The sequence below is a fragment of the Bacillus sp. JKS001846 genome, from assembly GCF_900176455.1.
Classification (GTDB): Bacteria; Bacillota; Bacilli; order Bacillales; family Bacillaceae_G; genus Bacillus_A; species Bacillus_A cereus.
In genome coordinates, this window is sequence record NZ_FWYG01000001.1 from 562,626 (window position 1) to 589,360 (window position 26,735).

The following is a 26,735-nucleotide window of genomic DNA, read 5'->3' on the forward strand; positions in this document are numbered from 1 at the left end:
AGCAACAGATTTTTTCGGATTTGGGGAAAACACACAATTACAAACCATTCGTAATAAGTCGTTAATATCCTGTAATATAACAAAAAATATAGGAAAGCGTTTTTCATTCTATATGAATCATAGGTTTCTAGTTATATTCAAAATATTTAATACAACATGTTTTTTTCGACGTAAATAAAAATGTTGCAGTAATGTTACATGATGTTTACTAAACGATTACATTCCTTGAGTATTTTACCGTTTTATGGGTAATATAGTTATATAAACATAAACATTTTGTTTGTGAAGCTATAAACACGTGCTATATACTAGCAAAAAAACCGCATAATTGTTACAAAACGAAAGGGTTGCAAGGAAGAAATTTGCCCTTTTTTACATATGTAACACATCCTTTTTTAGGAAAATACATTCCTATCCGCGTTTTTCTCACACAATTTGACAGCAGTATTTCTAACTTGTAGCTCTTGCAGAGTGAAAAGGTTATACGAAAGGTAAGGCTGTCCATAAGAATTCGAATTGGTGAAGGTGAAAGTAAGAAAATCACCGCAAAATTATAGTTTTCTATCCGATTTTACATATCGGAATTTATGTTATTTACAAAAGCGAAACCTACGAAGGGGGATTTGATGAGGAAACTGACAAAAACATTCATCGTTTCATTAACATTATGTATTGCATTTACAATTTGGGGGATTATTCCCGAATCTATTATTGGAAAAGGTAGTTTAGGAAATGTAACAACCGCAATTCAAACTGCATTAGTTAGTAAGTTCGGCTGGTTTTATATTATTTCCGTTTCTATTATTTTAGGTGTGTCTATCTTTTTAATTGTTTCGAAATACGGTTCTATTCGTTTAGGTAAAGATGATGACGAACCTGATTATAGTTATATGACATGGTTTGCTATGCTATTTAGTGCTGGTATGGGTATCGGGTTAGTTTTCTGGGGCGTTGCCGAACCATTAAACCATTTATACGCACCTCCGTTTGGAGAAGGTGCAACTGAGGAAAGTGCGCGTCTTGCACTGCGTTTTTCATTTTTCCATTGGGGATTACATCCTTGGGGACTATATGCGTTTGTAGCGTTATGTATTGCTTACTTTACCTTTAGAAAAGGAAAAGCAAGTACGATTAGTGCGACAGTAGGTCCGTTATTTAAGGGCGGGGAACACGGGCGTATTGCTCATTCATTTGATGTGTTAGCTGTTTTTGCAACTGTGTTTGGTGTTGCAACGTCATTAGGTCTCGGTGCAAAACAAATTGCAGGTGGTGTTAGCTATTTAACATCTATCCCAAATTCATTAACGACACAGTTAGTTATTATTGCAATCGTAACAGTATTATTTATGTTATCTGCGCAAACAGGTCTTGATAAAGGAATTAAATATTTAAGTAATACGAACATTATTTTTGCGTTTGCACTTATGATTATTGTATTATTTGCGGGTCCAACAAACTTTATTATGAATTACTTCACTTCAACAATCGGTTCTTACATTCAGGAATTACCAAGCATGAGCTTCCGTTTAAGTCCATTAGACGAAGGTGGAAACCAATGGATTCAATCGTGGACAATTTTCTATTGGGCATGGTGGATTGCGTGGTCACCATTCGTAGGTACGTTTATTGCTCGTGTTTCACGAGGCCGTACAATTCGTGAGTTTGTTATCGGTGTGTTACTCGTACCGACCGTAATTGGTGCACTGTGGTTCTCCGTTTTCGGCGGAACAGGTATTCATATGGAGCTGTTTGGTGATGCACATATCTTCGAAAAAGTGAAAGAGATGGGAACAGAAGTAGGATTATTCGCTATGTTCGATCAGATGGGCAGCTTTGGATCAGCTTTATCAGTTTTAGGTATTTTACTTATTGCAACATTCTTTATTACATCTGCAGACTCTGCAACATTCGTTTTAGGGATGTTAACGACACATGGTAGTTTAAACCCACCAAATCGTATTAAAATGATTTGGGGTATCGTTCTAGCCGCGATAGCTTCTACGCTATTATATATTGGCGGATTAGAAGCATTACAAACGGCAGCTATCATTGCAGCATTCCCGTTCGTCTTTGTTATTTTCTTTATGATGGCAGCATTATTTAAAGAGTTACAAAAAGAAGGACGTATGAAGCGTCATTATTAATAGAAGGAAAAGAGCTGATTTCATATCAGCTCTTTTTTTATCCCTCTATTTGCTGAGCAGTAAGAACCCCACCTCAAAATTCAGCAAAAGCAAATAAATCGAGCTGCTTGTAAAAGCCCGATTGGTGATGGCTAATGAAAGTTTCACTTTATATAGAAGGAATTTAAAATGCAGGTAGGGGAAATAAAATACTTTACCATATAAGTAGTATGCCTTTTATACGAAGAAAAAACGATAGGTTTCGACAATATTCGATCCCTTACGAATTCTATTCATATTTTTGACAAAAAATTGTCGGAAATGTGTTGTCACGTTTATATATATGTGCTATATTATTTCCTGTAAGCGATTTCAAATAGTTTTAAAGCGCATTCAAGGGGGACATCTAGAATAATGAAACGTTACGAAAGAAAGTGGAAGCATATTTGTTTGAAACGTGTGGCACATCGTAGTGTCCAAGAAAGCACGGAACCTAAGACTGAAACGCGCAAAGAACAGCAAGAGAAGCAATTGGTTCTACAAAAATAGCAATCACTTTTTCGTATATAAATGAAGGTCGATCGTTCGTTGGGGGATGGACGTGAAATTACTTTCAGCTAAGGGGTATTGTCTGATATATAATTTATACGGCAATAAATAAGCACAGAGCATACGGCGCTCTGTGCTTATTTTTATTATTTATCTTTTTTAAATCGAACTGTTTTATCCCAGCCAATGACTTGTTTCTTGCTCTTTGCACGTAAGTATAAGATTAAGCTACGAATAAATAAGTACGTAAAGAGCTGTGCGTACGTAAAGTACATAATAACGCTAATAAAAATATTAGTCGGTGTAAAGGTTCGTTCGACACTCTGGGCACTAAATAATTGAGAAACATATGTAATATATGCGACATACCACATAAATAGTAGCGGAATGCTATATTGAATTTGGAATATCCCGAGCAGCCCAATTACAAACCAAACGTTCGAAATGATTAGGAATAGCCAAAATACAACATACACTAGAACTTGTTGTAAGGAATGAACAAGCAGCTTTCCTTTAAAGAAACTTAATGATGAGAACATTTTTTCTAAAATATATAAATTTCCTTGGAGCCAACGTGTACGTTGTTTAATAAGAATTTTTAAATGCTCTGGTTCTTGTTCCCAAGTAACTGATTCTGGGACGATTGGTAAGAGATAACCTTTTTGTGTAATTCGTAATGTTAATTCAGCATCTTCTGCAATTGCGTAAGGGTCATAGCCACCAAGCTCTTCTAGTGCGGAGCGACGAAGAAGCATGTTTGTTCCTGTCAGCGAGCCCGTTTGGAATAGTAACCAGCGTCCAGATTGCATAAGGAGCTGGAAGATTTGGAATTCTAGCGAAATCATTCGCGTTAACCAGTTTCTTTTTTCGTTTACTGTACGAACGTGTCCAACAGCTCCAACAGCATCTTCAGTTGTTTCAGCGTGTTCTACAAGCATTCGCAGTGCGTGTGGTTCAGGTTGGTTATCTGCATCGTAAACACAGAAGTACTCACCATCTGAAATGCTAAGCCCATAGTTTAGTACACGTGATTTACCCTTCGGTTCACCGGGAGGAACACGAATATGACGAATATGAGCATAAGCTTTGTCGAAATCATCTCCGATTTCAGGTGTTTCATCTTGAGAGTTATCATTTAATAAATAAATAGTTAGCTTTCCTGGATATTCAATCTTTGCCATCGCCTCTAAAGTATCTTTAATAACGACGCCTTCATTATGGGCAGGTATGAAAATATCGACGCTCGGATAATGTTCTAGCGTACGATCTTTTCGTTTACTATTTCGGTGAATTAAGCCCGCGATTGTTAAGAAAGAGTAGTAAACGAGTAAGCCAGAGAATAGAAAGGCCGTAAAAATAAGTACATATTTAATTGAAAATGTGATACTAATCCAAAAAACGAGTACGCAAAACAGAAGGAATAAAAGAAGTATAACGAGAGTCATCATAACAGTGTCTGTCCTTTGTTTCCAATTTGCTCGCGTGAAATTTTTATATCTTTGATTGCTTCAGCAGCAAGCCATTGCTCCATTTTTGGTTTTAGGCGGTTCATTACAATGTCAGCACCAGCTTCATTTGTGTTTTGTAATAAAATAACTAGCGTATTATTATCATATTCAGCAGCAAGGTCAAAATCATTCCTTACCGTTTCAACTAATAAAGAAGCTACACGGTCCATAACACTTTCCTTTGTATATTTACTAAAGGAAGTGAAATCAAAGTAAACAATAATGCCTGTTTCATTACGACGATTCATTGCAGTCGTTAATAACGCTTGGCGTCTCTCGAATTCTTGTCTTGTTAGTAATTTGGATTCTCCAATATATTGTTCCAATGTTCTCACACGCTCAGTTAAAGCTTTATTTTCATGAATCACTTTTTTCAATAGGTGAGTTGTTATATATACAATGAAGAAGTTAGCTGCCATCAGGAAGTGGGTAATCATATATTGCCATTGATCTGATGTACTCCATAAGTGAAGCCATGCTTGATAGAACAAATAAAATACGGAAATAATGGTTCCTAGTATGAAGAAAACAAATGCTGTTTTGTCAGCTAAAAATAAGAATAGTACATTTACGATTACGTATATTATTGTAAAAATGAGAGCATGCTCATATTTCGTCACATATACAGTAGTAAAATAAAATACAATTTGTAAAATCCACATAGAGAGGATTTTATAGAACTTATCTTTCACAAAACTTTCCTCCTTAAAGCTATTTCATCAATAGATACTTGTAGTATGCGCAATTATTAAGAAATTGACCATGTCGTTAAACTCTTTTGAAGGGCAACAACAAGTAGTATCTCTATTTTCATAAGAAAAATAAAAAGACTTAAAAATTATTGTATCATAATGTGCTTATATTTAGGATAAATTGATTAATAGATACATAAAAGACGTTTGGATTGCATGAAAAAAGTCTCCTCTTGTAGAAAGAGAAGACTCTATATAAGTTTATAGGAACATCATACCTGCAACTGCTGCGTTTAAGAAGTTCGCTAATGTACCAGCGATAACTGCTTTAATCCCTAATTGTGCAATTTGTTTACGGCGAGTAGGAGCTAACGTTCCTGTTACACCTAATTGAATTGCGATAGAAGAGAAGTTTGCAAATCCACAGATTGCAAATGTTAAAATTAGATTTGTTTTGTCAGAGAACTCTGCCATGTGTGGTCCTAAGTTTGCGTATGCAACGAATTCGTTGATTGCAAGTTTTTGACCGATAAAGCTTGCTGCTTGTATCGCTTCACCAGGAGAAACCCCGATTAAGATTGCGAATGGTGATAATAAGTAACCAAAGATTAAATCAAGACTAAGTTTAATATCGAACAGAGAACCAACCCATCCTAATAATCCATTTAATAAAGCGATTAATGCGATGAAAGCCATTAACATTGCTGCTACGTTAATAACAAGTTGCATACCTTCAGATGCGCCGCGTGCAGCTGCATCAATAACATTTGCGTCTTCACGTTCTGTAGAAAGTTCAACGTTATTATCTACTTTTTCTGTCTCTGGCATGATTAGTTTCGCAATTAATAAGCTCGATGGAGCCGCCATAATTGCAGCTGCTAATAAGTGCTCTAACGGAATACCCATTGCTGCATAACCGACAAGAACGGATCCAGCAACAGCTGTCATACCGCTTACCATAATAGTGAAGAATTCACTATTTGTTAAGCGTGCTAAGTAAGGTTTAATTAAAATTGGAGCTTCAGTTTGTCCTAAAAATACAGTCGTTACTGAGTTTAGGCTTTCTGCTTTAGAAGTTCCAAGAAGTTTACTTAATGCACCACCAACGATGCTAACAAATTTCTGCATAATACCGAAATAATATAAGATTGCTACTAATGAACTAATAAATACGATTGGAAGTAGTGCTTGAATAAAGAATACAAATCCCCAAGGTCCCTTTGCGTTGACTAAATCCCCAGTAACGAACTTAATTCCCTCGTAAGAAAAATTAATTAATCCTTGAACACCGTCAGCAGCGTGTTTTAAACCTGCTTTACCAGCATCCCATCGTAATACGATAAATGAAAATGACATTTGTAATGCTAGCGCAATTAAAATTGTGCGCCAATTAATAGCTTTGCGGTTGGAAGATAGTAAGAAAGCAATTGCTAATACTCCAATCACGCCGCCAATTCCCCATAAAAGATTCATGCAGTGTATGCTCCTTCCTCATAGTAAAAACAGTGTATAAACCAGTTGTCTATACGTTTGCGAATATAACATCTTTAGTAACTTATCATAATGGACATCGGAGGTCAAACGTCTAATGAAAAGTTTAAATAAAAAGAAAATTCTTCAAAAAAACACATATAAAATAAATAGACATGAAATAGGTTATGTTTTTTATGAAAATATATACATTATGATAACGTTATGCATTGTTTTTGTAGAATAAAGTGTATGAAATGGAAGAATGGATACATTATTTTTGTAGAGAGAAGGTAGGAGAAAGGGAGTAATATGTTGAACTCATAGCAAAAAAGCCTTCTAGTAAACTAGAAGGCTTTGAAACTATTAATTAAGGTGCTTTCGTGTATCCTAAGAAGTGGCTCTTCCAATAAGAGTTACTTAATGAAGCGATTGCTACACCTTTATCTCCAGCTTGGATAAATGATCCGCCCCCAAGGTAAATACCCATGTGAGAAGGACCAGATTTATAAGTGTTTTGGAAATAAATTAAGTCACCAGGTTGTGGACTTGAAGTTTGTGGTAGGCTACTCCAATATCCTGCAACACTTTGGCGGCTAATGTTATGACCAAATTTCTTAAATACGTGGTAGATGTAGCCACTGCAGTCTACGCCGTTAGCAGAAGTTCCGCCCCAAACGTACGGTACACCTTGCATTGATTTTGCATATGCAAGTACGGAAGAACTGTCGCCGCTATTGTTGCCTGTATTATTATTGTTGCTATTGTTTTGATTGTTATTTTGGTTATTGTTAGGCTTATTATCTACTGCGCCTCCAACTGGTGTTTTAGATAGGTAACGTGTTCCGATATAACCAGTTTGACCGTTGTAGTTAATTTTGCTCCATCCAGAGTTTTCAGAGATTACTTGAACCTTCTGTCCTTGTGGAAGTGCGCCTATGATTCTATAATTTGTACCTTCACCGCTACGTACATTTAGTGCAGAAGCATTAATGTAGTAGTCGCCAATTGCACCTTGGTTAGGTTTTTCAGGTTGTTTTGGTTGCTCAGGAGTAGTAGTGCCACCTTTAACGAATTTTACAAATTCGCTACTAACAAAGCCTGTTTTTCCTTGATAATTTACTTTAAACCAACCGTTTTCAGATCCAACTACGTTTAATGTTGTACCGTTTAAAACGCCACCAATTACACTATGGTAAGCGGCAGGGCCTGTACGAACACGTAAAGATGTAGCGTTAACTACGTAAGAACCGCCAGTTTGAATAGTTCCATTATTATTGTTTTGCTCTTGTTTGTTGCCTTCTGTAACGTTTTCGTTAGAACCGCCTTTTGTTACATAGTCTTTGCTTACATAAGCAGTTTGTCCTGCGTAATTGATTTTGAACCAATCTTGAACTTCTCCAACAACTTGTACTACTTGTCCTTTTGTCACAGAACCTACAGTTGTGTGAGAAGTGCTAGGACCTGTACGAACGCGAAGGGAAGATACATTTACTGTATAGTTTCCGCTTGCTGGTTTTACTTCTTGGTTGTTATTATTCGTATTGTTGTTTGAAGAACCTGCATTAGAAGAAACGCCAGATACGAATTCGCCACTTACATAACCTACTTGTCCATTATGGTTAATTTTCACCCAACCATTTTCTTGTCCAATTACGTTTAATGTTTGTCCTTCATATACACGCCCAGAAACAGAACTAGATGTGTTAGGAGCTGTACGTACACGTAATACATCAGCGGTAACTTTATTGTTTCCACCTGTACTTACATTGTTGTTTGCTGCGCCACTTTTTGATACAAATTCGCCACTAACAAAGCCTGTTTGTCCATTAATGTTAATTTTGAACCAACCGTTTTCTTCGCCAATCACGTTTAGTGATTGACCGTTATAAACGCGTGAGATGATGTCGTGAGAAGTGCTTGATCCCGCACGAACATGTAATACGCTCGCGTTTACCTTATAAGATGAGCTGTTTGATGCAGAAGCTTGGACAGTTGTAGCAGCTTTTTGTGTATTTTGTTCAGGTGCAGCTTGAACACTATCAAGTGTAGGTGCTGCTCCTCCTGCTACAGACACTGCCGCAAGACCGGCAAGATACTTTTTCATAATTTGTCGATTCCTTTCTGTCTGTAATGTAGTGAAGAAATATTTACCAACTGTTAAAAATTCTAAAGAGCATGTCGATTACTGTCAAGACTTATATAGGAATCTGAATATGACAAAAAGATTACAAGAAAAAAATCAAGGCATAAAATTACACCTTGATTTCCATTTAAATGCATATATTGAATATGAAAGGACAGAAATTATTCGTGTTTAAGAAGATGCCATATTGGATTGTAATAAGATTTGATTAAAAGATTTTTGCAGTTTTTTGGTGATAGGCCCAACTTGCCCATCTTGAATCGCGGTCCCATCAAGGTGGGTCATTGGTAAAATTTCAATCGTTGTGCCTGTAAAAAAGCATTCATCTGCTTGATAAACGTCACGAACGCTGAAAAGTTCTTCCTGCACAGGAATGTGAAGAGTATTCGCTAAAGAAAGGACATATTGACGAATAATGCCATTTAAAATAAGGTGATTGGCTGGATGTGTGTAAAGCGTTCCGTTTTTAATTAAAAAGAAGTTGGAATGGCTTCCTTCCGTTACAATACCGTTCCTTACGAGAAGTGCCTCTTTACAGCCTTTCCGTTCAGCTTTCGTAGCAGCTAGTACGTTTGGTAATAAATTTAATGATTTAATGTCACAGCGTAGCCATCGAGTATCGGGTTCTGATATAGCGCGTATACCATATTCAATCCATAAAGCTGGTCGTTCTTTTTTTGTAATATAGGCATAAATTGTCGGAGGGTTGTCATATGAAAATACATGTGTGCGAGCTTGTACACCACGAGATACTTGCAAATAAATGGTGCCATCTTCGTGGAAATGGTTTCGTTCAATTAATTTGTAAAGTAAAGTGATGAGCTCAGCTTTTGAGAAAGGGAGCGATAATTCTACTTCTTCCATGGATCGATATAATCTCGTTATGTGCGGATCTAATAAATGAAAGTTCCCTTTATATAGGCGAATAACCTCATAGACACCATCTCCGAACTGCGAACCTCTTTCTTCAAGTTCTATGTACGTTTGTTGTTTTGTTGTATCAATAACTTCATCATTCCAAAGTACAAATTTTTCGTATGCCAATTTCCGTCCCATCCTTTCGTAAGTACGTAAGTAACGTGAAACTTTCATTCATGCGAGATAAAAATCACTATAGTAATTTTTATGTGAGCAATTCTCTACATATGACCATATATGTATTTGTAAATCATAGAGAAATAAGGATGATCTACCCCGCATTAACGGCAGTAAAGCCCCTACTTACAAATTCGGGTAGAGCAAAGAAGTGAAGTGGGCGAATCACTGCCCGTAAATGCCCGATTGATGAGGGCTGATTAAAGTTTCACTTTACAGCATTTTGTATATACAAATTCGAAAATAAGAAATGAGAATCCTGCTTTTAAATAAAAAAAAGCAACATTCTTATGGAATGCTGCACAAGGAGGGTAGCTATCTTTCATAGGGACATTGTCTCGTTGAATGCTTTGTGTATGGAAACAAAACAAGTTGAAAGACAATTATAAGAAAGTAGAAACAAAAGATTTACACATTTCTTTAAGGGATCTTACGAAAGATGAGAGATAAGAAATATGTAGAACCTCGTTTACATATTTTATTATAGAGATTCTTCATTAACACTATGTGAATATTTGGTAAAGGTTATGTAATTTTAAAGTTAATGAATATAAGTAGTTGTATGGAAGAAAATAAAAAAGAGGCTGAGATTACTCAGCGCTCTTCTTTTCTTCTTTAATAACTGTTTTTACTTCACCAGTTTTGATCTTATTACTTTCAGAGAAGCGAAGTAAGTCACCTTCAATGATTTTATCAGACATGTTCAATTCATTTTGGGCACGATCAATTAGTGGCTGGGATTCTTCTTTCGGTAATTGTACAACTTCGCCAGTAGCACGGTCATAGAATGTACTGTTTGTGTACATGTATTTATCTGTAACGAAGCTACCGTCACGAAGAACAACGAATCCTTTATTATCAGGTGAGAATACATCATGACCGAATCGAACGTCATTTGTAGAATCTACACCAAGTAAGTTTAGAATAGTTGGTTTAATGTCAATTTCACCAGTTGGTTTCGAAATTGTTTTACCTTCTTTTTGACCTGGAACGTGAATAAACATCGGTGTTTTTTGTAAGTTCATATGGTCAAATGCAGTGATTTCTTCTTTTCCTAAGAACTGTGCCATTGCACGGTTATGGTTTTCAGAAATACCGTAGTGGTCACCGTAGAATACGATTACTGAGTTGTCGTAAATACCTTCTGCTTTTAGACGCTCAATAAAGTGTTTCATTGCTTCGTCTAAGTAACGAGCAGTTACCATGTAACGGTCAAATACTCCATCACCAGAATTGTATTCATCGATTAATTTTGTACTGTCATCGTAAGTGAATGGGTAATGATTCGTTAAAGTAAGGAAGCGAGTATAGAATGGTTGCTTCACTTGTTTTAACATATCAATAGATTGATCGAAGTACTCGATATCTTTTAATCCCCAATTTAATTTTGTTTCTGGCGTAATCTTGTAGTCAAGCTCGTTGTAGTAACGATCATAACCAAGTGCTGGATACATAATGTTACGGTTCCAGAATGTTGCGTTGTTTGCGTGGAATACCGACGTGTGATACCCTTGCTGACGTAAAATTTCTGGAGTTGCTGTATATTCATTGTTACCGTGTGTGAAGAATACAGCACCGCGGTCTAGTGGATATAACGAAGTATCTACTAGGAATTCAGCATCAGATGTTTTACCTTGACCAGTTTGATGGAAGAAGTTATCAAAGTAATAACTTTCTTTCGTAAATTGGTTTAAGAATGGTGTAACTTCTTGTCCATTAACTGTTGCACCAATTAAGAATGTTTGTAATGACTCAAGAGAGACAACAATTACGTTTTTCCCTTTTGCAGTACCGAACATATTTGGATCTGGTTTACTTTGTGTTGTTTTTACGTAGTTTTCTGTTTCTTGTAATTTACTACCGTCAGCGAACGCTTTTTGTGAACTTGATTTTGCTTGTAAGCCAAGATCGTATACTTGATGTACATATAATCCTAAGTTTTTAACAAGCATAACGCGGTCGAATGAACGTGTTAATAGTTCTGGGCGTTCAGCTTCTGCAAGTCCTAAGTTTGCGAAGAAAATAGCAACTGTTGATACGAAGTATAGAGAACGCATCGGGCGTGCTACACGCTCTGTAGGTGCAAAGTTCTTCATTTTCTTTAATAGAACGAAGAAAACGATAATGTCTGCAAATGCAAGAATAATTTTGTAGTTAAATAATTCTTTCACACTAGAACCTAAACTTCCGAAGTTAGATGTTTGTCCTAGCACCGGTAATGTAACGAAGTCATTGTAGAATCCGTAGAACATTACGTTACCAACAAGAACGATTGTTAAGACAAAATTAATTCCAAGTGCTATATAGTTACGTTTTTTCCCTTTTGCAAATAATGCAAGACCAACAAGCAGTAATGATGCTGCTAATGGGCTAAGGAATAAAATGAATTCTTGCATGAAAGATTCAAGTTTTAAATCAAAGCTTGTGCGTGTAATAAGGTAAGTTTTCAGCCATAAGGCTAAAGCTACGAATACAGTGAAACGCACATTTTGAAATTGTGATTTCAAGGTTTCTTTCATTCATTTCCACCCTTTCTCTATCAGGCTTGGTCGATTTTGGAGCGAAAAATGCTAAAATAAAAAATACATAGTTTTCTTGGCCATAATTAAAGGTTCTATATTCACCCATATACGACTATAACTATGCATACCCTTTTGGTTTCTTTTGTTGCTCATAAGCATAACGTCATTTCTGTATTATACAACAAAATTCATTTCTGAGAAACACTATAACATTTTACATTTTTTGTATAAGATTTGTCACTACCAGAGAAAACTTTAACATTCGTTTATATGTCCGTCAACTAGAAAATATAACAAAGGTAGAGCAGAATGTTAAGTGGAAGTGAAAATTTTCTTTGTTGAGAAATAAGAAATGAATATGGGTAAGGGTTATCTAGAAATCTATTATATGAAGGAAATAGTGTGAAAATTAGCGAACGCTTGTTCTTTTTTGGTTTGTTTGTTACAATAAAAGTTCATTGATAGGTTTTGTGTAATTTCCATGAACTTTTACTGATAACATATTGTAGCTTATTTCTTTTTAAAAATAGGGAGGCTTTTTACATGAAACAAAAATTTTCAGTTGAAGCGTTTTGGAAGAAAGTAAAACATGTTGCAAAGCAAGCAGGGCAATCTGTCATTTATGCAAGTTTATTACTGTTTTACGTTTTGCAAAGACCCGATGTTCCAAAACGAGTGAAAATTATTGTAATTGGAGCACTTGCTTATTTTATTGCACCGATTGATGCGATTCCAGATTTCATTGCTGGAATTGGCTATACGGATGATTTGGGGGCGTTAACGGCCGCACTAATACAGGTGTCGTTATACGTCAATGAAGATGTGAAAGATAAGGCACGAGTGAAGTTGGCAGAATGGTTTGGTTCGGATATAGACACAACATTTATCGATCAGAAATTAGGTCAATAGGTGAAACCTGTCATAAGGTGACAGGACGAACGTAAGCGAGGAAGTGCATTATGCCATCAGGAAGAACGCATACGAAAATAAACTTAATATCCCTTCCGGTTGTTTTGTTTTTGCTCTTTTCGTATGGATTAACAAATTTTGATTTTTTATTAACTTTTGCGATTGGTTTTTTAGTAGGTACTTCATTTTTAACACCAGATTTAGATACGTACAGTAATGCTTATAACAAATGGGGTTTCTTACGTATATTTTGGTATCCTTATAAGAAAGTAATGCCGCATCGATCTTTCTTTACGCATACGATTATACTTGGTGATGTGATTCGTATTGCGTACATGTTAATCGTTTTTTCTCCATTTTTATTACTATTAAATGTAATCGCACTGGATGGTAATTTAATAGAAATTGCGAAGAAGCATGAGGTTGAAATTGTAACGTTCTTAATGGGAATTGTTGTGGCAAGTACGCTCCACATTATAGCGGATAAAGTGAATACGCGCCGAAAGAAAATGATGAGAAAAAAGAAGAAACGCAGAAGATAAAGTGAACGAATTAGGAAAAGGGCCCCTTGCAAATTGCAAGGGGCCCTTTTTAAACAAACATTTGTTTAAAATTAAGCTTTCAGCACTTTAATGCCTTTTACAATGTTCCAGATGAAGTAGTATAAGCTGATGATTCCGCAAATAGCTAAGACAATCATTGATCCAATTCCAAGTGTTACGTCTGGTTGATCAGATCCAAGGCCCATAATTCCTAGAATAGTTACGCCAATGAATGTAGCGATACTTGGAATGATGTGTGTCCATAGAGCACGTTTTGCATGTGGTTTTGTTTCAGCGTCTCCCACAATCCAAACGATAATAGGGAATAAGATAGGGGCAAATAGTACACTAAAGTATGATAACGCAGCTAATATTTTATTTCCGTTCATATATATCACCTCATGAATAATTTCTGTTGTTATACTATTATTATGCAATAATTTTGGCGAGCTTCCTATCGATGAACATTACAAGAACGTGACGATTTTGTAAGATTTTTTCGTTAAATAATAAAATTTTCGAAAAAATCTTTTTAAATAGAAATTGTTATGGTACAGTATAAATGAAAGTTATTGAAAACGTTTTCTTAAACGTTTTTTATTTTTAGGCTTAAAGGTATGATGACCTGATAGTCTATTGGTGAGGTTATTCTATTTAAAAGGGGATTCTTTAGGGGGTAACTAACTGTTACGATTTATTTAACCAATTATAACCAAAGTTAATTAAATATATCAGTAAGCCCTGCTAGTCAAGTGATTGGCTAGTAGTGAGGGTTAACTGCGGGCAATCCCTAAAGCTGATTGAACTACAACGTGACCAGAAATGGTGAGCGTGAATGTCGCGAAAGCAGAAAAAATCAATCAGATCGTGCAAGGTTAAATCCTAAACACTAGAACAATGGGTCTTCCGCCTCGAATCATCTAAGTCAAAATGGATAAGATGAACGTTCAACGACTATCTCGTATAACTGACGAGAGTACATCACAAGCCTATGGTGGTGGAAAAATCCTCTATCTCTAAAGAGATAAACATATAGTCTGCGCTCATGTGAAAATATGAGAAGTTCATAAGAGAACTGGCTAAGGAATTGCGCCCTTAGTTGAACGAGATAAATTTAATTAAATCTATCAAACCTCATTGAATCCATAGAACGTATGTGCTACATTGGATTTAATGAGCTAAGAATAATAATGAAATTTTCACGAGTTAGTCAAGTATCGGAATTAACAGGTTTGTATCCTGGTAGTCTCAGGAGAATGCTGGTGGAACACGCTACGATTCAGAAGAACAAATCTTTCATTAAAGGAGTTACATTCTGATGATATTGGCGAAGAAAGTCAGACTGATTCCAACGCCTGAGCAAGAACAAGTGCTTAGAAACCATGCTGGTGCTGCAAGATTTGCTTATAACTATTGTAAAAGAATGAGTGATAGATACTATAAGCTATTTGGAAAATCTGTTTCACAGTTAGCTTTACAGAAACGATTTACAAAGATCAAGAAGCGAAAGAGATATGAGTGGTTAAAAGACATTAATGCACAAGTTCCCAAACAGGCTTCAAAAGATTTTGATACGGCGAGAAAACATTCGTTCAAAAAGTACAAAAATGGTTATCACACTTCTTATAAATCCAAAAAAGATTTAATCCAAGGATTTTATGCCAATTATGAAAGACTGGTTATAGGAAAGAAAGTCGTTCATATTCAGTCTATTGGAGAAGTGAAAACAAGCCAACAACTACCAAGAAATAAAAAACCATCCAATCCACGAGTTACCTTTGATGGTCGTCACTGGTGGATTAGTGTAGGGTTCCAAGAAGACTTTGAATCACAAGAACTAACGAATGAGTCGATTGGTGTGGATGTTGGTTTAAAAGAACTTTTTGTAGCTTCTAATGGTATGAAAGAACGAAATATAAACAAAGATGCTAAGGTTAAAAAACTTTTGAAAAGGAAAAAGTCAGCGCAAAGAGATATGTCTAGGAGATTTAAAAAAGGTGTGAAAATTCAGTCTGCCGGATATGAAAAAGTGAAAGCTGAGCACCTGCGGTTATCTAGGAAAATTATGAATATCCGAAATAACCATATCCATCAAGCAACAGCTAAATTGGTGAAAACCAAACCAATGAGGATTGTTGTGGAAGACTTATCTATTTCAAACCTGTTAAAAAACAAAAAACTATCGAAGGCACTTTCCTTTCAAAAATTAAACTTCTTCTTTCAATGTTTGTCATACAAGTGCGAGAAGTACGGCATTGCGTATGAAAAAGCTGATAAATGGTTCGCCTCAAGCAAGATTTGTTCATGTTGCGGAGTAAAATACGACCATTCAGTTCAACCAGAAGGACAATGGAGTATAAAAATACGTGAGTGGTGTTGTGTTTCATGCAATAGCCATCACGATAGAGATTTGAATGCTGCGATAAATTTATCAAGATGGGTAAAATAAATGCTTGATAATAGGAGGTAACGATACTGCCTCGTGTTCTCGCAACCCCTCGTCCCTTTGGGGTTGCGAGAACACGATGAAGCACTAACTCGTGTAAATTTGATTGAATTGTATAGATTTAGTTAAGTTTATCGTATCGGAGAGAACAATGAACACATGGACACAAGTTTATGATCCATTCGGAAACATTTGGATTTCGGCAGCGGTCGCACTTATTCCGATTATCTTTTTTTTCTTAGCTTTAGCAGTTTTCCGCATGAAGGGGTATGTGGCAGGATTTATTACAGTTGTACTTACAGTTTTAGTAGCGTTATTCGCTTATAAAATGCCGTTCACGATGGCAATGGCAGCAACCGGGTACGGTTTTTTGTATGGGTTATGGCCAATTGCTTGGATTATCATTATGTCCGTATTTTTATATAAAATTTCTGTGAAAACAGGTCAATTTGATGTGATTCGTGCATCGGTATTATCGATTACGAACGATCATCGTCTACTCGTTATTTTAATTGGATTTTCATTTGGAGCATTTTTAGAAGGAGCGGCAGGATTTGGGGCACCAGTAGCGATTACAGCAGCGCTTCTTGCGGGTCTTGGGTTAAATCCTTTATACGCAGCAGGTCTTTGTTTGATTGCAAATACTGCACCAGTGGCGTTCGGAGCGATGGGAATTCCGATTACAGTTGCTGGACAAGTAACAGGTATTGATCCACATAAAATTGGACAAATGGCTGGGCATCAATTACCGTTCCTATCATTATTTGTTCCATTCTTTATCGTATTTTTAATGGATGGATTTAAAGGTATAAGACAAACGTGGCCTGCGTTACTTGTAGCGGGTAGTTCATTTGCGATTACGCAGTTCATTACAGCGACATTTTTAGGACCGGAACTTCCGGATATTACATCGGCACTTGTAAGTTTAATTAGTTTAGCGCTGTTCTTAAAAGTTTGGCAGCCGAAAGAAATTTATCAATCCGGGCAAGCAAATAGTGAAGTAGCAGTAACAACGACAGCGGCATCGATGCCGAAATTAACGTTTGGAAAAGTAGTGAAAGCATGGTCTCCATTTATCGTATTAACGGTTATGGTAGTCATTTGGAGCCAAAGTTTCTTTAAGGCATTATTCGCTCCAGGAGGGGCTTTAGAAAGTCTTGTATTTAAGTTTGAAATTCCAGGTCTGCATAATTTAGTAATGAAAGCAGAGCCAATTGTAAATAAACCAACGCCTTACGAGGCAATTTTGAAGTTTGATGTATTATCGGCAACTGGAACAGCGATTTTAATTGCTTGTATCATTTCCATGTTTATTTTGAAAATGAATGTAAAAGATGCAGTAGTGACATTTAAAGAAACGTTAAGCGAATTAAAAATGCCAATTCTATCTATCGGATTCGTACTAGGGTTTGCATTTATCGCAAACTATTCTGGTCTATCTTCTACGTTAGCGTTAGCATTAGCCGGAACTGGCGGACTATTCCCGTTCTTCTCACCATTCTTAGGCTGGATTGGCGTATTCCTAACAGGGTCTGATACGTCTGCGAATGCACTGTTCTCAAATTTACAAGCCATTACAGCGCAGCAAGTCGGCGTATCTGAAGTGCTTCTTGTTGCAGCAAATACAACAGGCGGTGTAACAGGGAAAATGATTTCCCCGCAGTCGATTGCGATCGCTTGTGCGGCGGTTGGTCTTGCTGGAAAAGAATCGGATTTGTTCCGTTTTACAGTGAAGCATAGCTTATTCTTCGTAATTATTGTTGGTATTATGACGTATGTGCAAGCGTATTATTTAACGTGGATGATTCCGTAAAGAGCAAAAGAAATAAACTTTTCATTTTTCAGATTATCGTGTATGATGGGAAAGTATTGAAAATTAAATCAGTGATAAACTAGGGGTGCCTAACGTATGCGTAGGCTGAGAGAGAAGCGCGTGAACTTCTTAACCCTTTGGACCTGATCTGGCTCGTACCAGCGTAGGGAAGTTAACGGCTTTACATAATGATGTCTTTATGAGCCAGGTCCTTATTTTTTTATGGACCTGGCTCTTTTTATTTTGGCATGCGCTGGCCATATCTTGTCCTTGTCACGAACAGGGGGGCAACAAAATTTATGAAACAATCTGTTTCAGCTGAGCAAATTGAATTGAAGTCGAGTTTACCAGGGAGTAAGAAAGTATATGTGGATGGACCACGAGAAGGTATGAAAGTGCCGATGCGTGAGATTGAACAAAGCGAAACGAATGGCGTTCCAAATCCACCAATCCGTGTGTATGATACGAGCGGTCCTTATACAGATCCTGCGTATAAGGTCGAGTTGGAAAAAGGAATTCCAACGCCGCGCCACTCTTGGATTATGGGGCGTGGTGATGTAGAAGCATACGAAGGGCGTGAAGTGAAACCAGAGGATGACGGTGTGAAAGTAGCTTCGAAGCATACACCTGTTTTCCCGCAAATGGATCGCCAGCCACTTAGAGCAAAGCAAGGTGCAAATGTTACGCAAATGCACTATGCACGTAATGGCATTATTACGTCTGAGATGGAATACGTTGCGATTCGTGAAGGGGTAGAGCCGGAGTTTGTTCGTAAGGAAATCGCAGAAGGCCGCGCTATTTTACCAGCGAATATTAATCATCCAGAAGCTGAACCGATGATCATCGGGCGTAATTTCCATGTGAAGGTAAACGCCAATATCGGAAACTCAGCTGTATCTTCTTCGATTGCAGAAGAAGTAGAGAAGATGACATGGGCAACGCGCTGGGGTGCAGATACGATTATGGATTTATCTACAGGTAAAAATATTCATACGACGCGTGAGTGGATTATTCGTAACGCGCCTGTACCAGTTGGAACTGTACCGATCTATCAAGCGCTGGAAAAAGTAAACGGAATTGCAGAAGATTTAACGTGGGAAGTATATCGTGATACGTTAATTGAGCAGGCGGAGCAAGGCGTTGATTACTTTACGATTCACGCTGGTGTATTGCTTCGTTATATTCCAATCACGGCAAAGCGTACGACAGGTATCGTTTCGCGCGGTGGTTCGATTATGGCACAGTGGTGTTTATTCCATCATAAAGAAAACTTCCTATATACTCACTTTGAAGAGATTTGTGAAATTATGAAGCAGTATGATGTTTCGTTCTCTCTTGGAGATGGATTACGTCCAGGGTCTATTGCAGATGCAAATGACGAAGCACAGTTTTCTGAGCTTGAAACACTTGGTGAATTAACAAAAATTGCTTGGAAACATGATGTGCAAGTTATGATTGAAGGACCTGGACACGTACCGATGCACTTAATTAAAGAGAATATGGAGAAAGAGCTTGATATTTGTCAGGGCGCGCCGTTTTACACACTTGGGCCACTAACGACAGATATTGCACCAGGTTATGACCATATTACATCTGCAATTGGAGCTGCGATGATTGGCTGGTTTGGAACAGCGATGCTTTGTTATGTAACGCCTAAAGAACATTTAGGTTTGCCAAACAAAGATGATGTACGCACGGGTGTTATTACGTACAAAATTGCAGCGCATGCGGCTGATCTTGCGAAAGGACATAAAACGGCTCATCAGCGTGATGATGCACTTTCAAAAGCACGCTTCGAATTCCGTTGGCGCGATCAATTTAATTTATCTTTAGATCCTGAACGTGCGATGGAATATCATGATGAAACGTTGCCTGCAGAAGGGGCAAAGACAGCTCACTTCTGTTCAATGTGTGGACCGAAGTTTTGTAGTATGAGAATTTCACATGATATTCGTGAATATGCAAAAGAAAATGATTTAGAAACGACAGAAGCAATTGAAAAAGGAATGAAAGAGAAAGCAGAAGAATTTAAAGAAGCTGGTAGTCATTTATATCAATAACATGTTACACCTCTTTACTTAATTGATCACACTGTAGTACCTAACTTTATTATAGAAGAAGCCCCATTTGCTAAGACGGTAGCAAATGGGGCTTCTGTTGTTTATAAGGCGAAGAAGAGATGTACCCAGTAGAATAAGAGGAATAGTGTGACGACTGTTGTGAGCGGGATAACGATAAGGGATACACTTAAATAGTCTTTCCATTTTACTTTAATTTTGTTTTGTTTCAGAATATACATCCAAATGAGTGAAGCTAGCGTACCAATTGGTAGTAATAGTGAACCGATGTCACTACCAATGATGTTTGCAAGATAGATAGTTTTTAATGTGACTGGATCTAGTCCCATTTCTGTTAATGTGATTGTACCAATCATAAGGGCAGGATGGTTATTGAAGACGTTAGAGAGGATGGATACAAGTCCGCCCATTGCAAAGCTAGCATAGAGTAGATGCTGATTCACAACTGGCTCGAGCCATTGTACAAGTGCAGCTGTTAATCCTGCGTTGTGTAGTCCGTAAATAATGACGTACATAGAGAAGGCGAAAATTAAAATGTGCCACGGTGTCTTTTTCAAAATGTCGACAGGATTTGTTCGTAAGTAGTACCATCTCCAAATGAGCAGAACGAGTGAACCAAGTACCGCAACGATTTCAATTGGGATGGATAAGAAGGATGCAACGAATAGAAGACAGCGCATAAGGAAGACGAAACCTAATACTTTTAACATGAATCTTGTCCGTTTTTGTTTCGTATCAACAGAATTATTTCCTTTTAATGGATGGAAGTTTTTCGTGAAGAAAATTTCTTCAATATCATATGAAGAAACAGGTAATTTTTTCGGAAGTTTTTTCTTCAAAACTGTATACATGAGCCATGACATAAATAATAAGCCTAATGTTGCAGGTACAAACATCATAGCAGTATGCATAAAGAGTCATATGGACGATGTTTAATGCGATTAAATTTACGATATTACTTACACCAATTGGTGCACTAGATGCCGTAGCGATTAAAGCACCACTTAATAAATAAGGAATTTGTTGATGTGGTTTTAATTGAAGGTTTTTTAGAAGAAGAATTAAAATTGGAGTTGTAATTAAAATACTACCGTCGTTATTAAATAAAAGAGTCATAAGAAAACATAATAATTGAATATACCAGTATAAACGGCGCCCAGAACCCTTTGCTAAATTTGCTAGTTTCGCTGCGGACCAATGGAAGAAGCCGAAGCTTTCTAATATAACTGCCATAACAATAGTTGCTAATATTGTTATGGAGGCACCGCCAATTTTACTTATAATATCCATGATGTCTGGTTTTGATACAAGTCCAGTAATTATGATGATACCAGCTCCGATTGCTGCTGGCCAAGCCTCATTTAAGCCGCGGGGTCGCCAAAAGATAACGATCATCGTTAAGAAAAATACAATAATAGTAATCCATATTTCAATGCTCATATTTTGCCTACCTTTCTATTTTCCCTTGAACAGATGTAGCTTGTCTCAAGTTTATATTGGTAGTATATTCAGCAAAAAATAAGAAGAACTAGACGTATAACGAGATGAACCGAATATGTGTTTTTCATGCTAAAGGACAGGTGTCACGAATAGTGAAATAACTATTATGAGAGGAGTCTATAAATTATTGGGGCAGTAAGATAGTAAATGAAATTTATATGGGCGATTATTGAGATGTATTGGCGCAAGTTAAAATATATCAGCGATTATTGAGATATATCGGCGCAAGTTAAAATATATCAGCGATTATTGAAATATATCGGCGCAACTCAAAATATATCAGCGATTTTTAAAATATATCGACTTATCGACAAAACACGACAAAAGGAGTCTATCCCAAAATGCCTTTTGGAACAGACTCCAATGCTATATTATTTTTCCTTCAAAAAAGTACGATCCTTCAAGAATAAGTTCCAGAAGAAAATAAATCCTGGTAATAAAATTGCAATCCCAATTGCGTATAGAATGAGCAGTGCATAGAACGTTTCTTTCGTTGTAAAGCTTGTAAATACAGTTACGTCAGGATAAATAATATACGGTAAATGCGCGACCCCGTAAGCATAGCTTGCAAATGCATATTGAGCGACGACAGCTAAAACGGCAATGCGAGGGTATCCTAGTGTATTGTACTTTTTGTTTGTCCACCAAAGGGACGAGTATCCGATAACGAATAAAACAATAGAAACTGTAAACCACGGGAATTGCTTTATTAATCCTTGCATAACCCAATGTGTTTCTGGATCCATTACAACGAGGGCAATAATTGCCGTAACGAGCGTTGCAGGACCAAGGATGATAGCATTTCTTCTATAAATTCTATACGTATCTTCTGAACTTTGTTCTCTCGAAAAATCAGCAAGAAAGAGAGAGGAGAGAAATAGTTCAGAAGTTAGTCCGAAGAGCATATAACAGTAGATAACTGGGCTAGAAAGAAGTTTTCCATATAGGAGTACTTCCTTTCCTTCAGACATTGTAATATAGGCTCCCTCTGTAACGGGTAAAACGGTAATTAATAGTGCTGGAATTAATAGACCAGTAATACCTGAAATAACCCGAAGAAGGTATTGGTATTTTGGCAAGGAGTAAGCAAATACCATAAATGTACTACGTACTGCAATGAGCACTAAAATTAACATAACTGGTACGAACATTACTGTCGCAAGAGTAAAGGCCGCTTTCGGAAAGAAGCCGAGAAATGCGACAACGACGAAAACGAGAAACGTATTTGTTACTTCCCAAGTTGGTGATAAGTACCGATTCGCAAGTTTAGCAGCGAGCGTCGGATGTTTTGCGTATACCATGCCCCAAAAACCAGCGCCAAAATCAATGGACCCTAGTATACTGTATACGAAAATAAGGGCCCATAAGATGATGATTGCAATACTTTCCTCATACATGAGAATCGCCTCCTTGGTGTTGTAAATCATTCTTTAATGGATGTCTTCTAAAGAATGTCCGTAGAACAATGACTGTTAAAATAGCGAGTCCAATATACAAAATGATGAACAAAACAAATAAAGGACCGACGAAATCAGCGCGTGTAGATGCATCGACGGTACGTTGCATACCATAAATTGTCCATGGTTGACGACCGCTACAACTGAAAATCCATCCGAATTCAATACCGAGCATCATAATTGGTCCGCATGCGGCAGCCCCCCAAAGTAGCCACTTCGGTAGTTCTGTTCCCTTTTTTCGGTACACGAAATACCAATATAAGAGTGCAATTGTTGCAACAGCAAAGGTAAACGCAGCAGTTCCTACCATTAAGTTGAATAGTGTATGTGTATAAAATGGTGGCCATGTTTCTTGTGGGAATTCGTTTAGTCCTTTTACGACAGTGCTAGGGTCTAGTCCCACTAATAAGCTAAGCATGTTTGGAATTTCAAGTGCATAGTTTAGTTCAAGTGTATTAGGATCCACAACTCCGCCAATGGATAGCGGTGCGTGTGATGTCGTTTCAAATAAAGCTTCAGCAGATGCAAGTTTTTCAGGTGAGTGTTTATGTAAGGCAATCGCTGATTCATGTCCTGAAAGCCACATCGTAGCGCCTGTAATAAATGTAACGACAAGCCCTAATAGCAGCCCTTTTTTATGATAAGCAATTTCACGTGTACTTAAATTTTTCTTCAATAATTTAAATCCAGCAATAGAAGCAATGACAGCCGAACCGGTTGCATAAGCCGTAATAACGACATGAAATGCACTTGTGCCAAAACTTGGATTAAAGAAAGCTTTCCACGGATCAACGTTAAAAACAGATCCATCTGGATTCATTGAAAAGCCTGCTGGTGTATTCATCCATGTATTTGCTGATGTAATAAGCACGGCGGATGCCGTGGCACCAAGCATGACGAAAAATAGCGAGATTAATCTCATAAATGGAGGAAGTTTATCAGCTGCATATACGTAAATCGACATGAATAAAGCCTCCAAAAAGAAGGCGAAAATCTCAATTTGGAAGGGAACAGAAATAACTTGCCCAACAATTTTGGCGAAACCAGGCCAAAGAAGTGAGATTTGCACACCAACAATTGTTCCAGTTGGAATTGCTACACCGAGAAGAATAGCAAACGCCTTTGTCCATCTTTTCGCCATAATGGCATAGTCGGAGTCTTTCTTCCAGTGATAGAGTATTTCGCTTATAAAAATCATCAATGAAAGTCCGACGCCAAGTGTTGCAAAAATAATGTGGAATGCTAATGAAGAACCAAAAAATGCTCTTGCTAATGTTACCGTATCCATATGTAAACTCCTCTTCTTTTTTGCCATTATTTTCTGATTGAATTGGAAGATTTATTCAAAAAAACTACCAAAAATATATATGTATTTAAAAAGTGAATATGATAATATAATGTTGTAATATTTTGAATAGAAAGAAATAAATAGTTTCTCATGTTTTGTTTGTTTTTTTTACAGGAATCTTTTATAATCTTTTATGCGAACATAAGTTCTATTTTTAGAAAAGAAGAAGTTTATGTGAAATGGAGAGGGTGTTTTATGTATCCTGAAGTCATTAAAAAGATGGCATTTTCAAAAGAGCATAGAGATTTATTATTGAAGCTATATAATAAAGAGATTACACGTCGTGAATATGATCGGCTTGTACAATCGCTATATAAACCTTCTAAAGAGGTTTACGAGGGATAGAAATGGGGGAGACAATCTAGTGGATTGTCTTTTTTAAATTTATGTATGTTCTGATAAAATTAAGGTTAGCCTTACTAGGGAGGTGAAAAGATTGCGGAAACGTTTATATATAGGGATTGGAGTTATCTTCTTAATCGCTTTAGGTGGAATTGTATTTTGGTCAGCTTTACAAGGAAACCGTACAGAAAATTTTATTTTAAGACATATGGTGAATGACAATGGAACTCTTGCCACGTATCGTTTAGTAGATACTAAGGCAGGTACGGGTGAAGCCAAGGGACGTGAAGCTTTATCAGAATCAGCGGGATTATGGTTACAATATACACTTGATAAAGATGATCAGGCGTTATTTGATGAGCAAGTAAAGGTTATTCAAGATAATTTCGTATATAAGAATCATATCGTTTTATGGAAACTCTCTGAAAAGGGAGAGAGGCAGTCAGCTACAAATGCACTTATAGATGATCTTCGTATTATAGAACAATTATATCGTGCTTATGAAATGTATAAGGAAGAGCGTTATAAAAACCTTGCCGATCAATTAAGTGATGCTGTACTTCGTTATAATAAAAAAGATAATTATTATGTTGATTATTATGATGCAGATGCAGGGAAACAAAATAATTTTGTAACAACATCATACATAAATCCACGTGCATTCTCCTATATGAAGAAGTACGACAAAGTTTCTGCTCAGCAATATCAGGAAGTCGTTCAATTTTTAGCGGACTATCCAAGGCATGGCTGGGCATTCCCGAAAGAGTATAAAGAAGATGGTACATTTACGTACGATAAAGAAGTGAATCTTATTGACCAATCATACGTTGCATATCATCGAAGTTTAGGTGGTCTTTCATCAACTGCTTATTTGGAATTTATAAAGAAGAAATTCCAGGAGGATGGAAAGCTATACGGTCGTTACAATTTAGAAACGGGAAAACAAACTGTGAATTATGAATCGCCAGCCGCATACGGATTAACGATTTTGTACGTACTACAAACAGGTGATAAAAAGTTTGCGAAAGAATTGTATGATCATATGGCCACATTCCGAAATGATAACGTATTTAGTAGATATTATGGTGGATATGTAACAGGTGAAAATAATAATACGCATATTTTTGATAATGTACTACCACTTTTAGCTGAAATGGAATTAAAAAAGAGTGAACAATAAAAGTTGCCACCATATGAGGGTGGCAACTTTTATTTGTTGATATAATTTTACGTCCTAATGTTGGAGAAGTAATCAATCACGAATTCACGGAATTGCTGAGCTGTTTTTGATAAGTAGCGTTTTTTTGACCAACTTAATCCGATGGTTCGCTGACAATTGGGTTCAATAATACGCAACTTGCTTGATGCTAAAGTAGAGTTTTTTAATAAAGTTAAACTTGGAACAAAAGCGATGCCGAGACCTTGCTTAATGAGGTCGCTAATCACGGTCGGTTCATCTACTTCAAAAGCAATATGCGGAGTGAAACCAGCTTCTTTGCAAAATTCATCCGTTAAGTGTCGAAATCCATAGCCAGTGTTCATACTAATAAACGGTTCGTTTTTTACTTCATGCAGGTGGATATTTTTTCGGCCTGATAAACGATGGCCTGAAGGGACGACTAAGAAAATTTCTTCTGTAATAAGTGGTTCCCAAACAATCTCCTCACCTTCAATTGGCACAGAGGAGATACAAAAGTCAATTTCTATATTATCTAGTTGTCGTTTCATAGAAGGAGTGGATGCAAGAAATTGTTGGAATCGAACGTTAGGATGTTCTAGTAAAAAAGAGCCAAGTAGTTCTGGTAATATTCTTGGAATAGAAACGGCCAGTGTAATAGAGCTTTGTTGTAATTCGGCTAAATCTTTAATTTCTCGTTGCCCTTCACTTAATTCATGAAAAATACGTTCTACTCGTTTTAAAAATACTTTTCCGAAAGAATTTAAAGTAATCTGTCGGCCTTGGCGATCAAATAAAGGGACTCCTAAATCCTTTTCGAGTCTAGCAATTGTTTTGCTGAGTGAAGGTTGCGCGATATGCAATTCTTCAGCTGCCTTTGTCATGTGTTCTAGTCGTGCAACTGTCTGAAAGTATTTTAACTGGAGCAGTTCCATTTCGAGTCTCCTTTCTATAGACCAAAAGGAATGAATTAATAATTAAAGATGTATTATACAGTATGTAAAGTGACGTGTATAGT

The 26,735-nt window shown here is 36.9% G+C and carries 20 protein-coding genes and 1 riboswitch; of the genes, 8 read left to right on the forward strand and 12 right to left on the reverse strand.

Features of this window, described 5'->3' with window-relative positions:
* Positions 1-626 precede the first annotated feature (626 nt).
* Positions 627-2,144 (forward strand): glycine betaine transporter OpuD, encoded by a 1,518-nt coding sequence (gene opuD, locus B9A45_RS03035; protein WP_001230118.1) that lies wholly within the window; start codon positions 627-629, stop codon positions 2,142-2,144.
* Between the two features lie 674 nt (positions 2,145-2,818).
* Here the strand turns inward: opuD and B9A45_RS03045 are convergent.
* The 6 genes from B9A45_RS03045 to B9A45_RS03080 all read right to left on the reverse strand — a co-directional run bounded on the left by B9A45_RS03045 (position 2,819) and on the right by B9A45_RS03080 (position 12,102).
* Positions 2,819-4,120, reverse strand: coding sequence for a glycosyltransferase family 2 protein (locus tag B9A45_RS03045; protein WP_000988751.1), 1,302 nt, complete (start codon positions 4,118-4,120; stop codon positions 2,819-2,821).
* Positions 4,117-4,872 (reverse strand): nucleotidyl cyclase domain-containing protein, encoded by a 756-nt coding sequence (locus B9A45_RS03050; protein ID WP_000653234.1) that lies wholly within the window; start codon positions 4,870-4,872, stop codon positions 4,117-4,119. Before B9A45_RS03050 ends, B9A45_RS03045 begins: the two co-directional genes overlap by 4 nt.
* Positions 4,873-5,133: 261 nt before the next feature.
* Positions 5,134-6,345, reverse strand: a complete 1,212-nt coding sequence (locus B9A45_RS03055) for a NupC/NupG family nucleoside CNT transporter (RefSeq protein WP_001051029.1) — start codon at positions 6,343-6,345, stop codon at positions 5,134-5,136.
* Between the two features lie 367 nt (positions 6,346-6,712).
* Positions 6,713-8,449, reverse strand: a complete 1,737-nt coding sequence (locus B9A45_RS03060; RefSeq protein ID WP_048655536.1) for a C40 family peptidase — start codon at positions 8,447-8,449, stop codon at positions 6,713-6,715.
* 210 nt (positions 8,450-8,659) lie between these two features.
* The gene (locus B9A45_RS03070; RefSeq protein WP_074595267.1) at positions 8,660-9,544 is read right to left on the reverse strand and encodes a D-amino-acid transaminase; all 885 of its coding nucleotides are present in this window, start codon (positions 9,542-9,544) and stop codon (positions 8,660-8,662) included.
* Between the two features lie 629 nt (positions 9,545-10,173).
* Positions 10,174-12,102, reverse strand: coding sequence for an LTA synthase family protein (locus tag B9A45_RS03080; RefSeq protein WP_000665358.1), 1,929 nt, complete (start codon positions 12,100-12,102; stop codon positions 10,174-10,176).
* Positions 12,103-12,648: 546 nt separating this feature from the next.
* Between B9A45_RS03080 and B9A45_RS03090 the strand changes: the two genes are divergently transcribed.
* Positions 12,649-13,014 carry a YkvA family protein gene (locus tag B9A45_RS03090; protein ID WP_000810369.1) on the forward strand — a complete coding sequence of 122 codons (366 nt, stop codon included), beginning with the start codon at positions 12,649-12,651 and terminating at the stop codon, positions 13,012-13,014.
* Between the two features lie 50 nt (positions 13,015-13,064).
* Entirely contained in the window at positions 13,065-13,556 is a 492-nt protein-coding gene (locus tag B9A45_RS03095; RefSeq protein WP_001139060.1) for a metal-binding protein, read from the forward strand.
* A 71-nt stretch (positions 13,557-13,627) separates the two neighbouring features.
* On the opposite strand, the gene B9A45_RS03100 is transcribed toward B9A45_RS03095, so the two are convergent.
* Positions 13,628-13,945 carry a magnetosome magnetite crystal formation protein family gene (locus tag B9A45_RS03100; RefSeq protein ID WP_001014099.1) on the reverse strand — a complete coding sequence of 106 codons (318 nt, stop codon included), beginning with the start codon at positions 13,943-13,945 and terminating at the stop codon, positions 13,628-13,630.
* Between the two features lie 929 nt (positions 13,946-14,874).
* Here B9A45_RS03100 and B9A45_RS03105 point away from each other — a divergent pair.
* The 3 genes from B9A45_RS03105 to thiC all read left to right on the forward strand — a co-directional run bounded on the left by B9A45_RS03105 (position 14,875) and on the right by thiC (position 19,875).
* Complete coding sequence (locus B9A45_RS03105; RefSeq protein ID WP_084063854.1) at positions 14,875-16,005, forward strand: RNA-guided endonuclease InsQ/TnpB family protein; 1,131 nt, start codon at positions 14,875-14,877, stop codon at positions 16,003-16,005.
* Positions 16,006-16,153: 148 nt separating this feature from the next.
* The gene (lldP, locus tag B9A45_RS03110) at positions 16,154-17,815 is read left to right on the forward strand and encodes an L-lactate permease (protein ID WP_001099339.1); all 1,662 of its coding nucleotides are present in this window, start codon (positions 16,154-16,156) and stop codon (positions 17,813-17,815) included.
* Positions 17,816-17,886: 71 nt separating this feature from the next.
* Positions 17,887-18,002, forward strand: a riboswitch (TPP riboswitch).
* Positions 18,003-18,114: 112 nt separating this feature from the next.
* Positions 18,115-19,875, forward strand: a complete 1,761-nt coding sequence (gene thiC, locus B9A45_RS03115; protein ID WP_000814479.1) for a phosphomethylpyrimidine synthase ThiC — start codon at positions 18,115-18,117, stop codon at positions 19,873-19,875.
* A 101-nt stretch (positions 19,876-19,976) separates the two neighbouring features.
* On the opposite strand, the gene B9A45_RS32540 is transcribed toward thiC, so the two are convergent.
* The 4 genes from B9A45_RS32540 to cydA all read right to left on the reverse strand — a co-directional run bounded on the left by B9A45_RS32540 (position 19,977) and on the right by cydA (position 24,138).
* Complete coding sequence (locus tag B9A45_RS32540; protein ID WP_256891702.1) at positions 19,977-20,756, reverse strand: ArsB/NhaD family transporter; 780 nt, start codon at positions 20,754-20,756, stop codon at positions 19,977-19,979.
* Positions 20,689-21,333 carry an ArsB/NhaD family transporter gene (locus tag B9A45_RS32545; protein ID WP_256891703.1) on the reverse strand — a complete coding sequence of 215 codons (645 nt, stop codon included), beginning with the start codon at positions 21,331-21,333 and terminating at the stop codon, positions 20,689-20,691. Before B9A45_RS32545 ends, B9A45_RS32540 begins: the two co-directional genes overlap by 68 nt.
* Positions 21,334-21,764: 431 nt before the next feature.
* The gene (locus tag B9A45_RS03130) at positions 21,765-22,790 is read right to left on the reverse strand and encodes a cytochrome d ubiquinol oxidase subunit II (protein ID WP_000272788.1); all 1,026 of its coding nucleotides are present in this window, start codon (positions 22,788-22,790) and stop codon (positions 21,765-21,767) included.
* A complete protein-coding gene (gene cydA / locus B9A45_RS03135) occupies positions 22,783-24,138 on the reverse strand; it encodes a cytochrome ubiquinol oxidase subunit I (protein WP_053513792.1) in 1,356 nt (451 codons plus the stop codon). The genes B9A45_RS03130 and cydA overlap by 8 nt, the downstream gene beginning before the upstream one ends.
* 255 nt (positions 24,139-24,393) lie before the next feature.
* Between cydA and B9A45_RS32075 the strand changes: the two genes are divergently transcribed.
* Positions 24,394-24,543: a hypothetical protein gene (locus B9A45_RS32075; protein WP_000283181.1), complete on the forward strand. Its 150-nt coding sequence runs from the start codon at positions 24,394-24,396 to the stop codon at positions 24,541-24,543.
* Positions 24,544-24,634: 91 nt separating this feature from the next.
* The gene (locus B9A45_RS03145) at positions 24,635-25,720 is read left to right on the forward strand and encodes a hypothetical protein (protein WP_048568618.1); all 1,086 of its coding nucleotides are present in this window, start codon (positions 24,635-24,637) and stop codon (positions 25,718-25,720) included.
* Between the two features lie 47 nt (positions 25,721-25,767).
* Here B9A45_RS03145 and B9A45_RS03150 read toward each other — a convergent pair whose 3' ends face one another.
* Positions 25,768-26,652 (reverse strand): LysR family transcriptional regulator, encoded by an 885-nt coding sequence (locus B9A45_RS03150; protein ID WP_000421940.1) that lies wholly within the window; start codon positions 26,650-26,652, stop codon positions 25,768-25,770.
* Between the last annotated feature and the right edge of the window lie 83 nt (positions 26,653-26,735).